The following is a 15,128-nucleotide window of genomic DNA, read 5'->3' on the forward strand; positions in this document are numbered from 1 at the left end:
TGTCAATGACAGGTGTATTAAGGGGAGGGGAGAAGGTTATGCTGATTAAATTATATTTACAGGAGGCTGTTCAAAGAGCGTTTCTTGTTGCGGTTGTTTATATCGTATTAAAAGGAATTTATTTGGCAATGATGAAAAAGGAAGTGCATATCGGCAAAGAAATATTGTATTGTGTTACATTGACTTATATGGTTACTTTATTGGGCTATACTATGTTGCCAAACATGCATATGGGAATAGAATCCAGTGGGAAATTTTATTTTATTTGTGATAGGTGGGGAAATGGAAGGATTAATTTCATGCCCTTCAAAACAATAGGTACGTTTTTATTTCAATCAGAAAATGCCAATGTATCTCATTGGAAGGACGTTTCAGACTTAAATCTGCTGAAGATGCGAAGTCCATGAAGAAGGATTTGGTGAAACTGATAAAAAAGAGTAGTGTAGATATTTTGTATTTGGGATTGGGAGCTTCTGCGCTTTGCTTTGTGATATGGAATTTTGCAGTAAAAGAGTTGGGCGCAGTAAAGACAAGCGTTTATATCTATATGGTTCCGGTGATAACGGTCATTACTTCTGTACTAATTTTACATGAGAAACTGACCTTATTAGCCGGAATAGGAACGGTACTTACTTTGATAGGATTATTTCTGTCGGAGTATAAGCCGGAAAGAAATAGGACTAAAAATGGATTTACAAAATGAAAAGTGCGTCAAATGGATTGCATATAAATGGGGTATTCTCTTTTATTCACATAGAAAAAGTGACCGGTGCCGATAAAAAAATCTTGAAATCAACATAATCTGCGATATAATAAAACTGGTATGATACAGTAAACAGAAATAATTATTTGTTGTACGCAAGGTTATGAAGGTATAGGAAAATTTATAAGGAGAACGAGGAGGAAAAATATGACAGAAAATCAATATCAGAGAGCAAACAGGATGGTACTGATCACGATTCTGATAGTATTTGGGTTTATTGCAGTAACAGTCTTAGCGGCATTAGGAGTTTCAAAGGGAGAACAGCCAGGCAGGATTATAATACAGTTTATCACAGCGTTGATTGTTATGACTGCATCAATCGCAGCATACATAATGAAAAAGAAAACATATATATGTGAGGTTCTATTATCAGTAAATATAGCGATTGGATATGTTGTTGTTGTATTACTGAATTCTACGGATACCGTGTGGACATATGGAATTCCGATGATTATTTCCGTTATGGTTTATCTTAATAAAAGATTGATGTATTGTGCCAATGGTTTAGTTATATTAGCAAATATTGTGCGATTAATAAAGGATTTTGACAGTAGCAATTCGGAACTGTTATCAAGCAGGGTATTAGCTATCCTTGTAATCATTCTTGTGACGATCATATCGATCAATATAGCGAATATATTGATTCAGTATTTTGGCGAGAAGGTATCCCAGATTGAGGAGGCGGCTGCAAAACAGAATGAAAGCAATACGAAAATGGTTGCTATTGCGGATAATATTTCTGACGAGTTTGAAAAAGCGATGACTATGCTGAATGAACTTGAGAAAAGTATAGATATCAGCCACAGTTCTATGGGGGATATCGCAGACAGCACGGAAAGTACGGCAGAGGCAATCCAGAGACAGGCGGTTATGTGTTCTGAGATTCAGGAAAACACGGATATGGCGGAAAAAGAAATTAATCAGATGATAAGTGCATCTGATAAGACAGATGAATCGGTAAATAACAGCAAGGTGGTTGTTGGTCAATTAAAAGAACAGGCACAGAATGTACAGGACGCAAGTAATATCATTGTTGATGTAATAAGTGGTCTTACAGAGAAGGTTAATGATGTACAGAATTTTGTTGGTGATATCGTTAATATATCCGCAAGGACAAATCTTCTTGCACTGAATGCGTCGATTGAGGCAGCCCGCGCAGGAGAAGCGGGAAAGGGGTTTGCGGTCGTTGCGGAGGAAATCCGTCAGCTTTCGGAACAGACCAAGAAGGCTTCTGAAAGTATTACAAATATCATACAGAAACTGAACGAAGATACCCAAAAAGCGAACGAGAGTATCAATGAATCTGTGTTATCCGTTGATAAACAGAACGCACTTATTGATGAAACAGAAAAAACATTTGTTGAAGTAGGCAATACAATGGATGTGCTGATGTCAAGCATACATGTTGCAGAGCAGAGCATCAATAAAATACTTGATTCAACGTCAGTGATATCGGATAATATATCACATCTGTCGGCAACAGGAGAAGAGGTTGCGGCTGCATCTGCGGAGGGCATCAAGGTATCAGATTCCACGGTAGAGGGCATGAAGGAATGTAAAATAATACTCAACAATATATATGAGCATGCCAATGAATTAAAAGCTTCTGTTGAGACGAAGGATATTTATTAGAGAGAAAATATGCTGTACTCCCTTCGAAAGACCCATCTATTCTTGAACAATATTACAATGCTTCCATTCCGGAATTTAAACGATTCAATATTGTAGAAAATGAGATAGAATGGAACAATGGAGAAAACGGGCAGGACAAACAAGGTCGTAAAAAAGCTTCAAGTGATTGAGGCTGTTGCATCAGGAAGGAGATAAAAATGCCTGAATTAAGTAAAAGAGTACAAACCTTTACGGATTCTGTAATCCATCGAACCCGTGCGGAAAAGTTTTTCGCAGGGATGAGCTGATGGCAATCGGTGAACTGGCAGTCAGATATGATGCATTTGTTGTGACGGATGAAGTGTATGAACATATTATTTTCTAAAGGGACTGGATAAAATTGGTCTGAAGCATAATGTACCACAGGGAACGTATTTTGTGCTGATCGATATATCAGACTTTTTGGAACTTCCGCAGTTTCATGGATTCTCAGATCTGGAATTTTGTGAATGGATGATCAAAAATATTGGCGTGGCAGCAGTTCCGGGTTCCAGCTTTTTCAAAGAGGATGTCAATCATCTGATCCGGCTGCATTTTGCACGGGAAAAGAAAACTCTGGACGAAGCTTTGTGTCGTCTGGAAAAAATGAAGGAATGTTTTCGTTCATATTAAGAGTGCCCGGTTAGCGTAATTAAGTTTTCGGAAAATTAAATATTGAAAGGGGCAGTTCCTTTGTATAAAGTTTTAAGTGACGAAACAAAAAACGCAAAGGAGAACTGCCCCATGTATAACAGTATAATCGAATTTATCGAAAAAGACACTACTAAAATTGAAAAATTTATCAAAGAATCATTATTATCCGGAAATATGATGCGTTTTGAGGAGGAACTGCTTGAAAATGTAATTGATCTGTTGGAGTATCAGCACAAAAAGGAGCAGATGCAAAAAAGAATCAAGAAACAGGATGAGCTGGTAAGAGAAGTCAAAAGGAATCATAGGATCAGTGGCGAAGAAACCTTACGAAAAGAGATACCGGGACTGGAAAGAGCCAGCTTCCGGGAAGGAAAGATTGAAGGAAAGATTGAAGGAAAGATTGAAGGAAAAGTTGAGATTTTATATGAGGAACTTCATATGACTGTAGCGGAGATCGCGGAGAAATTAGTTATTTCAGAAGAGGAGGTGCAAAAAATTGTAGATGCCTCCAAGTAGTGTTTAATTAAAAATGTGGTTATAATAACGTAATAAAGAAAAAAGAATGGAGGAAAAAGCGATGAGTATGATCAAAAACATGGACAAGGCACAGGTAATGGTACTGAAAGAACAGGTGTCCTATCAGGCAGGACAGGTAGTCAGCAAGACGCTTGCACAGAACGATGCGCTTAGTGTAACATTGTTTGCCTTTGATAAGGACGAGGAGATTAGTACCCATGAATCCGGTGGAGATGCGTTTGTAACCTGTTTGGATGGAGTTGGAAAAATTACGATTGATGGTGTGGAATATGAGCTGCACGAAGGAGAGTCGATCGTAATGCCCGCAAAACATCCACATGCGGTATACGGCAAAGAGCAGTTTAAGATGTTGTTAGTAGTGGTATTTTAGTATTGTCTCAAGAGGATGGCAAAGATTTAGACAAAATGCTCCCAAAAGATGGGAGCATTTTGTCTATTCCTGAAGATATTCTTCTAACGTAATTTTTTCACGCATGATCTTTTTAGCAGCTTTTTTGCCAACATAGCGAAAATGCCAAGATTCGTACATATAGCCGGTAACTTTTTCTTTATGTTTTGGATAACGGAGAATAAAGCCGTAATCGGCACAGTGTTTACGCAGCCATTGATTTTCCGGGGTTTGTGCCTGCCCTCTGTCAAGCTGCAGATGATCAGAAGCGGTGATATCCACGCACAGTCCGGTTTCGTGTTCGCTATAATCGGCAGGTGCAACACTTCGCAAAGCATCTTTTTTAGCGGAACGATAACTCATTCCGGTACGCTCATTTTTGCGGATTTCCTCGGAAAGGAGTATTGTTTGTTTTTGACGGGTACGATAACCGCTTACGACATTGATAGAATAATTAGGATTAGCGGCTTCACAGTCAAACCACATATCACGAAGATGCGGATATATCACTTTGGCAACCTGAATGCCATTTTTTAATGTTTTGAGTTGGACCGAGTAGCCCTTTGGTAATGCATGATCTTTGTTCACTAAGATCAGAGTTTGCTTGTGGTTGAGATTTGTGTGGTATTTATGGCTGCGCGTGGCCTGCGGTTGATCTGTTCCCTGAAAATGATAAGCAGCGCCTTCCGTAGATCCGGCAGATGCGTGATCTTCCTTGATCACCAACAATATTCCTCCCCCTAAAATAGTAACCAGCACTAATAGTGCTGCAAATAATCCGATCAAATGACTTCTTTTATACCTCATCTTATAAATTCCTCCTTGCCTGATCCTGTTTTATATTCTTATTAAAACAAAAGATTGCATCCGATTTTGCAAGAAAAGGTATCTAAGTTGTATCATTACAAATTCGCAACACAAGGGAGTTATCATCCTATCCCATTAACCATCGACCATCTGTGATGTACCATTAGAAGTCATAAAATCTGAATAGAAGTTACCAAAAGAGAATGTGAGATAATTCTCAATACCCGCATAGTTTTGCGAGGTTATGATGGTAACCGGGATGTTGTATTTGTAAGATTTAATTGTAAAATAATAGTGGGCTTCCTTATAGTCATCTTCACTGGAATACTGTGCGGAAACATCACGATTTATCGAAGCACCATAGTATTTTAGAAGACGCTTAGCGTAGCGGTCAATTTTTTCGGACAAAAGAGATTTTTTGCTTTCTCCCATAGGTGTTGCTTGATACTGCATTGGACTGTCGTTTCCTTGCAAAATGTGGGAGGCAGCTACGTGTCCCATTAATGGGACTGCATTATACTGTGTCGGATCGGACTTTGTCAAAATCTCTTTTATAGGTATGTTTCCCATTGATACATAGTAGATTTTTTCCTGCTCTACATCAAAACGCAAAGAATAAGATTGCTTGTTAGATTCTTTCAAGAAAGAAAGTTCCCAAACACAGAAACTGTCCGTTTCCAAATAATTACGGATGGATAAATAAGTGGCGGATTGAAACATATTTTCCAGATCTTTCACCGTTAGATCGTCGGGAATAAGGTGAAAGGAGTAAAGTTTATGAAGTTGTTTTTGCAGTTTCTCAAAAAATGACTCATCATATTCTGTCAAAGTTTCTGCCTTTACCGTTGTCAAAATTTCCGAGACAGCGATCGTTTCGGATGAAAAAATAGCGAGACGCTCTTTGTAAGACAGATTGACTTTGGTGGGTGTAGTCTGAGTGGAACCATGTGAAACCGTAATGGTATTGGTCGTTTTTTGGTCAGTCAGGTGATTCGTGATCTCAGGAATGATTTCTGCAGTAATAAAAAATGCAGCCACCAGTAAAAAGGTTAATACAATTCGCAACTGTTTTTTCATATGCTACTCCTTTCCGGTTTGCGGGATGGTAATAGTGATCGTTGTACCGACATGAAGTTCACTTTCGATATGCCACTGCGCATGATGAAGGCGCAGGATCTCATAACAAAGCGACATACCAAGCCCGGCTCCACCCTCTTTGCGGGAGCGGGATTTATCTACCATATAAAAAGGTTTGGTGATTTTGTCGATTTCATCTGCAGGAATTCCTTTGCCGGTATCCTGTACGCTGATGCAGTAATAGTCATTGTCGGAATAACCAAGCACAGTGATCGTATCGCCAGACGAGGAAGCCTTTCTGGCGTTGTCGATCAGATTGATAAGCAGTGATAAGAGTAGATCTTTGTCGCCATATAGCGTTGCAGGAGCGAGATGCATTGATAACATCACGTCTTTGGCTGCAAGATTTTGTTTCATCATTGGAACGATTGCATCGGTAAGTTCTGACGATGAAACCGGTGCGAAGGTAAGCTCCTGCTGTTGCAGAACAAATAGATCCAACAGTTTGTATGACAAGGATTCCAAGCGTTTTCCCTGTGAAAAGATATAGTCTGCCGCCTGCCACTTTTCTTCCTGCGACAGATCCATCGTGCGTAATAACTCGGCATAGCCGATAATGGAAGTGAGCGGCGTTTTTAATTCGTGTGCAAACGCTGCCGTAAATGCTTCTTGATTTTTGGCGTGCATGGATATCTCATCAATTTTTTCTTGCAGACTATCAGCCATGCGATTAAAATCAGCCGCCAGAGTAGCAATTTCATCCTGTCCATGAACTTGGACACGACTATTCAAATCGCCATCTGCGAAACTGCGCGTGGAAGCCGAAAGGACACGCACGCGATATGTCAAAAAATATGACAAAGCCAGAGAAAGGATCATGCAGGACACCAATATGATAAACATGATATAGTGGTACATGCGAGTCATTTCCTGACGCTGCAAATAAATGTTATTGATATTTGTAACAGTTTCTACGTAATAACCTTTCAGATCGCTTGGTAATATCGTATAGCTTACGATACGTAAATAATACGTATCTTTACTTTTATATATTTCGCGTGCGGACTTGTTTTTCCCTGCTTTAGCAAAGAGGACATCGTTGTTCTGCGGTTTTCCGGAGGAGTAAACAACGCTTCGCTGGTCATTATATATTGTGAAAAAATCGGAATCCCCTCCAAAACTTACCGCAAAGGATGAACAGATCTCTTTCATGGCATTTTTGTGTTTAGTAAAATAATCCGCAGGCATAGAGCCGACAATATTGCCTAGAGACATGCGGACCATTTCGTTTTTGCTGTTGCCGGACTCAATCTCTCGATGATAGGAAGCTCGAAAGGACGCAGAAATCATCCAGGTTCCGCAAATACTAAAAGCAGTTGCGATCAAGATAAAAAAACTGATAAAAATTTTCCAATAAAATTTCATATTGTTTTATGCTCCCTCCATGTTGACATTAAACCGTCACCTGTCATTTTGATGATCGTTTTACACTTCCGCAATGTCAACTTCAAGTTGCCACCTGTCTTGTAACTTTGCAGAAGAATTATGATAATCGTTTTATATTCCCGCAATGTCAACTTCAAGTCGATACCCTACTTTATATACGGTTTTTATTTTATCTTCCCAGTGTAGCTTTTTGCGCAGCCGCTGTATATGGAGATCTACAGTACGACCGTCACCCATATATTCATTCTGCCAAATGTTCTCATAAATAGTTTCACGATATAATGCGATATTTTTATTGCGCACTAAGAAGAGAAGCAGCTCAAACTCCTTGAGTGTCAGCATGATCTGCTTCCCTTGTTTGGTTACGGTACGTGATGGAACGTCGATGACAGTATCAAAAATCGTGATCCTCTCCTCACTTTTGTGATAACGTCTCAGAACGGTTTCTACACGTGCTAACAATTCCATCATTTCAAATGGTTTTGTAATGTAGTCATCCGCTCCTGCCCTCAAACCTTTCACTTTGTCATCCAACGTGCCCATCGCCGTAATAAAAATGACCGGCATTTGTGTCGTCTTGATATAGTCAAGCAATTCATAGCCGTCAATGCCCGGCAGCATGATATCCAGCAAAATGAGGTTGTAACTGTTTTCTGCAATCAGGTCTGCAGCAGTTTCGCCATCAAATGCCTGTTCACATATGTAACCGGTTTTGCAGAGACTCATACGAATCAGATTCGAAATAGCCTCTTCATCTTCTACAATCAATATTTTAGTCATAGCTTTGTCCAATATCTGTCACGGTTATTATATACGGCCTGTCCCCTATCAGGCGTATTATAACCGGAAGTCCTCTCGTGCTTACACAGTTGTGTGTGGAAATTTCCATAACTTCAACACACGTTTACTATACCGACCTTATGTATCTAAAATGTATCATAAATCTGACAAATCATATGACCGGTGATTTCTTATTTGTTGTATTAGCATCTAGATAGCAGTATAACCTCTAAAGGATTATACTGTCAAAAGGAAAGATGGCAAAGTCCCTTTCATAAATGATGAACACCCTAATCTTTTAAAAATAAAATTAGAAAATGGTGTAACATTTCGATGACTCATCTGTTATATTGGTAGATAGCACGAAAAATCGCCATCTGTAGCAACGTGCGAGATGAGGAAAGGAGGGGGAGCTTGACAAAGTGGATAAACAGCTTTTAGAAAAGTTGTACGATGCATATTATCAGGAAATATATTTGTATGTATATGCATTGTGCAAAAATCATGAGTGGGCGGCGGATCTGACGCAGGAAACATTTCTGAAAGCACTGCTTTCGCTGGATCAAAGTCATACCAACATGCGGGCATGGTTATATACGGTGGCGCGCAACCTGTATTATAATGAGGTGTCCAAAAACAGACGAGTCATGTATGTGGACGAGTATGAGAACGAAGCGGAAGATAGGGCAAATATACCATTAGAAAATATTCTGTCGAAAGAAAGAAATCGCCTGTTGTATCATGCGATTGAGCATTTGCCGGAGCGGCAGCGAGAGATTGTTATGATGCAGTATTTTGGAGGCTTGGGACAAAAAGAAATTGCTAAGGTGCTTCACATGACACCGGAAAATGTAAGGGTGTCGGCGCATCGTGCTAAGAAGCAGATGAAAAATTATATGGAGGGACAGGGTTATGAACTATAGGGAATTATTGCAAAAATATAAGGCAGGGGAATTGCCGGAAGAACAGCGCAAACAGGTACGCCAAGACATTGAGAAACAGGATGCGATCAGCGAGTATTTGTTTGATAATGAGGAGATGGAGTTTGAGGAACAGGTAGAACAGGACGGGGGTCAAACTACCGAAAGTACAGATGGAAGTGTGCCGAAAGACGGACAAAACGTCAATATTGTGGGTGCTGCAGTGCCAAAAGACGGACAGAGAACCCATGTCATAGAGGGCACAGTGCCAAAAGACGGACATGAGGCAGAGTTTACTAAGCTGATCAGGCGGGCAATACGCCGTACATTTATTAAGTATGGTGTTATTACCGGAGTGATCGTTATAGGAATTGTATGTTTCTTGGTGTTTGCACTTCCAGAGATCCAGGATGCCATGTATTATGATCCAAATAAAATTGTCGGCACAGAAGAGGGAAATAAAACCAATCAATTGTCCTTGGACATGTCCGTGTATTCAGAGTTGTTTTTGCCGGAGAACTATCGCGATTCTGCGGCCGCAACAGGAAGCGGCTATGGTAATTATGACATCGTGATCAACCAGACGAGCTCCCACAATGGCATTTTTGAGTACGTGGGAGGAAGGATCACGAAAAATGATATGGTTCTGTATAATCCCAATATTGTACAAAAACCATTCTCAAATGTTTTTTATCCACCAAGCGAGATGACGACAGCCAGTGCGGAGACGCCGGAAGGGATTGCCGGAACGAAGAAAGAAGTATTTGATGAGCTGTCTAAGTTGGAGGATGAAAAAATGTACCATGCCTATGTCAGCTTGGATAAAGTATATTCATTTTCTGAATTCAAAGCATTGGCGGAAAAGAATGATCTTGAGCCGACCTGGTGTGCGATCAGTGTAAAAAATAAAGACCAAACGGAAAGCAAATATACAACGTACAATACAGGAAATATAGGATTTCGTATGTACACCAGTTGCAGCAGTCTTGCCTTTGACCAAAAAAAATATCCGCTGCTGACAGTATTTTCACTTGCTGAGCAGGAATCCGCCAAGAAAAATGTTTTGGAGGAAAAAGATGTTACCAAACACATGACAAGTATGTTACAATATTTGCAAGATAACGATGACATTGTGAAAATGATCGAGAACGATCAGGGCACTGGGAAAACGGATTATGCTTCGATGATTGATAGTATTCAGAAAGATGGTTTGTATATTTATGGATATTATGTGGAAGATATCGGTAAGGAACTGAAGAAGTTAAAAGATATTGGCAATGTATCATATGTGTACACGACCGAAATGATATAATGAGCCTCAGTGTGCAATTATTAGAATATAGCAGCAATCCTACGAATGAAGGGTGGCAGCATAGTCTGACAGTGCCGCGCGAGCTTCGCTATCATAATGGGAAAATTTATCAATTACCTATCCGTGAATTGGGACAGCTAAGGAAAAAAGAAATCTTGCCGGAAAAGGAATCATATGTACTGGATAATGGTTGCGGAGAGCTGATCTTTGACGGAATCGCCGGTTCATCGTCGGCTGCTATTTGTGTGCAGATCGGCACCGGATGCTCGTTATTCTATGAGAAAGGGCTTGTTACATTACAGTTTACTGATGATAGTGGTGCCGGGCGTGGTAAACGCGTGGCGAGGTGCGAGGCAGTTCATAAAATCCAGATTTTAATGGATGTTTCTATCTTAGAGATTTATATCAATGATGGTGAGATTGTGATGACCAGCCGTATCTTTTTTCCGGAGAAAGCTGCAACAGTACGATTTTTGGGACAGGCTGAAATGATTTAGGCATGGCAGCTGTGATGATCGGATCCTTGTGCAGTTTTTACCACACATGGGAGATGTGCCCGCAAATATGTGTGGTTTATATGAAGTATGGGGAAGTGGCAGAAATATGGTTAAGTTGAAAGAGCGTGGTGATGAGTGGGGGAGTTCTTTCTGCTGAGGAGATACGTTGAAAATTTGGGAGAGATGTATTACACTGGAAATGTGTGCGATAGTGCATACTTCGCAACATAAAATTATATAGAAATGGGGATTAATATGAGTATTCGAATTGGAATTTTAGGCTATGGTAATCTGGGACGTGGTGTAGAGTGTGCGATCCGTCAGAATGATGACATGGAGCTGGTTGCTGTTTTTACACGAAGAGACCCATCGCAGGTATCTATTTTGACCGATAGCGCAACTGTTTGTAAGGTTGATGAGATAACGGATTGGAAAGACAAAATTGACGTGATGATTTTGTGTGGTGGAAGTGCTACTGATCTGCCGGAGCAGACACCGAAGTATGCACAGTATTTTAATGTGATTGACAGCTTTGATACACATGCGCGTATTCCAGAGCATTTCGCTGACGTGGACAAGGCAGCAGCGGATAGCAAACATGTTGCTGTGATTTCAGTTGGCTGGGATCCGGGAATGTTTTCGTTGAATCGCTTGTATGGAAATGCAATTCTTACAGAGGGTAAAGACTATACGTTTTGGGGCAAGGGTGTCAGCCAGGGACATTCTGATGCGATTCGCCGTATTGATGGCGTTAAAGATGCAAAGCAGTATACGATCCCGGTAGAAAGTGCATTAGAGGCAGTTCGTGCCGGGGAAAATCCTGAGCTTACAACGAGACAGAAACATACCCGAGAGTGTTTTGTAGTATTAGAAGATGGTGCAGATGCTGCGAAAGTTGAGCAGGAGATTAAGACAATGCCGAACTATTTCGCAGATTATGATACAACAGTGCACTTTATTAGCGAGGAAGAATTAAAGAAAAATCATAGTGGTATTCCTCATGGCGGTTTTGTATTGCGTAGTGGTGTGACCGGCTGGAATAAAGAAAATAAGCATCTCATTGAGTATAGCTTAAAATTAGATTCCAATCCGGAATTTACATCTAGTGTACTTGTTGCTTATGCTAGAGCTGCTTATCGCATGGCAGAGCAGGGACAGTTTGGCTGCAAGACAGTATTTGATATTCCACCGGCATACTTAAGCAGTATGAGTGGTGAAGAATTACGTGCGAAAATGCTGTAATTGTATAACAGACGCGAGTTGTTGGATTAGATACGCCGTGATAGATTGGGACAAGACGAGTCAACAATTGAATTATGATTCGTTGTGATTCGATGAGTCGTAGATGGAAATGTGAATTGTGGGACTGTACCAGTTGCAATTTTATTTCAAATGTGATATTATCAGACTTGCGCTGTGAAAAAGCGGGCGCAGGTCTGTTTTGCAATCTGTTATTGTTAGGAAACAGAGCAAAATTAATATGCGGATATGGCGGAATTGGCAGACGCGCTAGATTTAGGTTCTAGTGTCAACAGACGTGCAGGTTCAACTCCTGTTATCCGCATTATTAAAACAAGTCTCATGGAAGAATGATTCCATGAGACTTGTTTTTTGTATTCTAGAAGACTGTTTACCTCATATGATATAAAAATCTACCCCGTGAGCCCGAAATGTCGGAGCAGGGTAGAGAAATCAAGACAAAGATAGCTGAGAAATCTATCCTGCGAGCCCGAAACGCTGGAGCAGGGTAGATGTATAACATTTTAGATCCTTGCAGTAAGATATTTTTCGGCACTGATTGCTGCATTGGCGCCATCTGCCGCGGCTGTTATAATCTGGCGATTTTCTTTGCTGCGTACATCGCCTGCTGCAAAAAAATTGTCCAGGGATGTGCGTCCGTTTTCGTCAGCAACAATATATCCCTGTTCGTTTAATGGTACAATGCCTTGCAGTATATCTGTTGCGGGCTGTCTGCCAACGGCAACAAAAACGCCAGATACCGGAATATCAGATGTTTTAGAAAGTGTCTCGTTCGGAATATCAGATATTTTGTGAAGTGTCTCGTTCGGAATAGTAGAATTATTTGTTTCGACCTGCACAGCGAATACCCCCATTGCCTCTTCGCCGATGATCTTTGTTACTTTTGCAGGGGTGATAATGTGGACATTTTTTTTGCTTTTCAAGTTGGTCAGCGATTCTGTATTTGCACGGAATGAGTTTTGGCGATGAATTAAATAGACTTTGTGACAGAGATCGGATAAATATAATGCGTCGCCGACTGCTGTGTTGCCACCACCAATTACCGCCACATCTTTTCCTGTATAAAAAGTGCCATCACAGGTAGCACAGTACGAAACGCCTTTTCCGATAAGAGCTTCCTCGCCAAAAACATTTAAATGGCGATGGGAGGCACCTGCCGCATAGATCACGGTTTTACTTTGGATGCAAGATCCATCTTTGGCATATATTTTCCAGCATGCATCAGTTCGTTCTAACTTTATTGCTTCGCTTTCCTGAAATCTTACGCCGCATGCTTCTGCGTGTGTACGAAATTGCATTCCCAGTTCGAAACCGCGAATGGACGAAAATCCTAAATAATTATTAATGCAGTCAGCTTCTGCAATCTGTCCAACTCCGTGAGAAATTTTTTCGATAACAAGAACGTCTAAACCGGACCGCGAACCGTATATGGCAGCAGATAGCCCCGCCGGACCACTGCCAATAATTACTATATCTAACATAATTTGCCTCTCTATCACTTTCTTATATATTTTGCACAAAAAAGCCTTGATTTTAGCCATCTGTACAATGGTTAATTAAGTTACAAACAATAATAAACTCCTTACATAATCAATGTTTGTCGAAATTATGAGCTTCTTTATTTTGCAAAAGAATAGCACACACAAAACGGAATTTCCAAAGCCGGTATTTTTCAAGATTCCCATAATCTCAAGAATAGTATTTCAAATCAAAATTAATTTATTCAAACCTCCCATACCTCATTATCTCACACGACCACATATTGCTTATTATGTCAAAAAACTAATAGCTATTTTGCAGCCAACAAGGTAAATTATCCTGCCATCAAAAAAACTAAAGCAATTACTGCAGAACGCAGAGTTTTTATGTGATTTCTTATTTTGTTAAGTCTCTGATGAATACATGCCTGAAGGATTGTCTGAGATGTCCCGGTTTAGCAAGGTATCATCCATTTTTGGACGGGACGCTTTCGCTACGATGCGCTACGTCACGTTACTTAATGTCTCTGAAATACGAGACATAAGTAACGACGAGCGCAAAGTCCCTTTCAAAAATGATGAACACCTTGCTTCCGGGACCTCGAGTTTCCGAAAGGCATGTAAATCAATCATCAGAGACAACAAAATCTAGAAATCACTTTGAAAAAGAGCAAAACCAGCGTTTTGCTCTACAAGAATTGCTAAAGCAATTCTTGGCGATGTCACGCTACATAACAGCAATTTCCTAATAATTGAAAACTAATTGCGGCAAAGCAATTGCTATAGTTTCTTGATGGCAGGATTCACTATATAGCGGCTGCAAAATATAATTAGACCACCGACATAATAAGCAATATGTGGTTCTTACAGTAACTTCCGGTATGGGAAGTTTTAGTAATTTATACGCTGAGTGATCCATGGTTGATATTTGTTACTATAACAGCAGATTTTGAAAAGAAGAATGACAGGGGCTTGTTACACTAGAACTGTACTTATAATTTTTGTTTAGAAATGGAGGATAACAATGAAAAGAAAATTTATGTCAATGGGAGTAGCGTTATCAATTTGCATGTGTGCATTATTTGGGACAGGATGTAGCAATCCGGATGTGAATAATGCGATCAATGGGGCGGCTTCGTATACGTCAACACAGGGAGAAGTATACAATTTTGCGACCAAGTTGGTAAAGGAACAATTGGATGCACCATCTACGGCAATTTTCCCAACATTTGAGAGTTCGTATGTAACGAAGATGGATGGAGATGGTGAATTTGATGAGTGCTATAAAGTGCAATCTTCTGTAGAATGTGAAAATGCTCTTGGTGGACGTGGAACAATGAATTTCACAGTTCTTGTGGGAATCAAGAAATCCGAAGGGAAAATGTACGGACAGGTGAGAGAATTAAACTAAAGTGGCTCGCTGATTTAGACTGGGAGTAGTTAAATCTCTACCCTGCCAGCCGAAAACGTAGAGCCAGGGCAGAGAAATCAGGATCTGGCCAGCCGAAATCTCTACCCTGCCAGCCGAAAACGTAGAGCCAGGGCAGAGAAATCAGGAT

Annotated in this window: 14 protein-coding genes, 1 tRNA gene and 2 pseudogenes; 12 read left to right on the top strand and 5 right to left on the bottom strand. The window is 40.3% G+C overall.

Features of this window, described 5'->3' with window-relative positions; all coding sequences use genetic code 11:
• Positions 1-5: 5 nt before the first annotated feature.
• From DW981_RS09745 to DW981_RS09770, 6 genes and pseudogenes are all read left to right on the top strand, one after another.
• The gene (locus DW981_RS09745) at positions 6-407 is read left to right on the top strand and encodes a hypothetical protein (protein ID WP_118507579.1); all 402 of its coding nucleotides are present in this window, start codon (positions 6-8) and stop codon (positions 405-407) included.
• 20 nt (positions 408-427) lie between these two features.
• Positions 428-703, top strand: a pseudogene (locus DW981_RS09750) (DMT family transporter); the annotation flags it as partial.
• Between the two features lie 207 nt (positions 704-910).
• On the top strand, positions 911-2,395 hold the full coding sequence (locus DW981_RS09755) for a methyl-accepting chemotaxis protein (protein ID WP_118507580.1): 1,485 nt from the start codon (positions 911-913) through the stop codon (positions 2,393-2,395).
• Between the two features lie 238 nt (positions 2,396-2,633).
• Positions 2,634-3,046, top strand: a pseudogene (locus tag DW981_RS09760) (aminotransferase class I/II-fold pyridoxal phosphate-dependent enzyme); the annotation flags it as partial.
• A gap of 111 nt (positions 3,047-3,157) precedes the next feature.
• Positions 3,158-3,583 carry a hypothetical protein gene (locus tag DW981_RS09765; protein ID WP_118507581.1) on the top strand — a complete coding sequence of 142 codons (426 nt, stop codon included), beginning with the start codon at positions 3,158-3,160 and terminating at the stop codon, positions 3,581-3,583.
• 61 nt (positions 3,584-3,644) lie between these two features.
• Entirely contained in the window at positions 3,645-3,974 is a 330-nt protein-coding gene (locus tag DW981_RS09770) for a cupin domain-containing protein (protein WP_022024317.1), read from the top strand.
• 63 nt (positions 3,975-4,037) lie between these two features.
• Here the strand turns inward: DW981_RS09770 and DW981_RS09775 are convergent, their stop codons facing one another.
• The 4 genes from DW981_RS09775 to DW981_RS09790 all read right to left on the bottom strand — a co-directional run bounded on the left by DW981_RS09775 (position 4,038) and on the right by DW981_RS09790 (position 8,102).
• Positions 4,038-4,799 carry a M15 family metallopeptidase gene (locus DW981_RS09775; protein WP_118507582.1) on the bottom strand — a complete coding sequence of 254 codons (762 nt, stop codon included), beginning with the start codon at positions 4,797-4,799 and terminating at the stop codon, positions 4,038-4,040.
• A 135-nt stretch (positions 4,800-4,934) separates the two neighbouring features.
• Positions 4,935-5,876: a hypothetical protein gene (locus DW981_RS09780; protein WP_118507583.1), complete on the bottom strand. Its 942-nt coding sequence runs from the start codon at positions 5,874-5,876 to the stop codon at positions 4,935-4,937.
• 3 nt (positions 5,877-5,879) lie between these two features.
• A complete protein-coding gene (locus DW981_RS09785; RefSeq protein ID WP_118507584.1) occupies positions 5,880-7,301 on the bottom strand; it encodes a HAMP domain-containing sensor histidine kinase in 1,422 nt (473 codons plus the stop codon).
• 132 nt (positions 7,302-7,433) lie between these two features.
• Entirely contained in the window at positions 7,434-8,102 is a 669-nt protein-coding gene (locus DW981_RS09790) for a response regulator transcription factor (protein WP_118507585.1), read from the bottom strand.
• 422 nt (positions 8,103-8,524) lie between these two features.
• Between DW981_RS09790 and DW981_RS09795 the strand changes: the two genes are divergently transcribed.
• The 5 genes from DW981_RS09795 (at position 8,525) to DW981_RS09815 (ending at position 12,395) form a co-directional block, all read left to right on the top strand.
• On the top strand, positions 8,525-9,025 hold the full coding sequence (locus DW981_RS09795; RefSeq protein ID WP_022024322.1) for an RNA polymerase sigma factor: 501 nt from the start codon (positions 8,525-8,527) through the stop codon (positions 9,023-9,025).
• Positions 9,015-10,334, top strand: coding sequence for an anti-sigma factor C-terminal domain-containing protein (locus DW981_RS09800; RefSeq protein WP_118507586.1), 1,320 nt, complete (start codon positions 9,015-9,017; stop codon positions 10,332-10,334). Before DW981_RS09795 ends, DW981_RS09800 begins: the two co-directional genes overlap by 11 nt.
• A gap of 11 nt (positions 10,335-10,345) precedes the next feature.
• Positions 10,346-10,831: a GH32 C-terminal domain-containing protein gene (locus tag DW981_RS09805; protein ID WP_147352633.1), complete on the top strand. Its 486-nt coding sequence runs from the start codon at positions 10,346-10,348 to the stop codon at positions 10,829-10,831.
• A gap of 255 nt (positions 10,832-11,086) precedes the next feature.
• The gene (locus DW981_RS09810) at positions 11,087-12,073 is read left to right on the top strand and encodes a diaminopimelate dehydrogenase (protein WP_118507588.1); all 987 of its coding nucleotides are present in this window, start codon (positions 11,087-11,089) and stop codon (positions 12,071-12,073) included.
• Between the two features lie 240 nt (positions 12,074-12,313).
• Positions 12,314-12,395, top strand: a tRNA-Leu gene (locus tag DW981_RS09815).
• A 199-nt stretch (positions 12,396-12,594) separates the two neighbouring features.
• Here the strand turns inward: DW981_RS09815 and DW981_RS09820 are convergent.
• Positions 12,595-13,572 (bottom strand): FAD-dependent oxidoreductase, encoded by a 978-nt coding sequence (locus DW981_RS09820; protein ID WP_182434217.1) that lies wholly within the window; start codon positions 13,570-13,572, stop codon positions 12,595-12,597.
• 1,021 nt (positions 13,573-14,593) lie between these two features.
• Between DW981_RS09820 and DW981_RS09830 the strand changes: the two genes are divergently transcribed.
• Positions 14,594-14,980, top strand: a complete 387-nt coding sequence (locus tag DW981_RS09830) for a hypothetical protein (RefSeq protein ID WP_118507590.1) — start codon at positions 14,594-14,596, stop codon at positions 14,978-14,980.
• Positions 14,981-15,128 lie beyond the last annotated feature (148 nt).

Source organism: Clostridium sp. AM49-4BH, assembly GCF_003478335.1.
Taxonomy (GTDB): Bacteria; Bacillota; Clostridia; order Lachnospirales; family Lachnospiraceae; genus Butyribacter.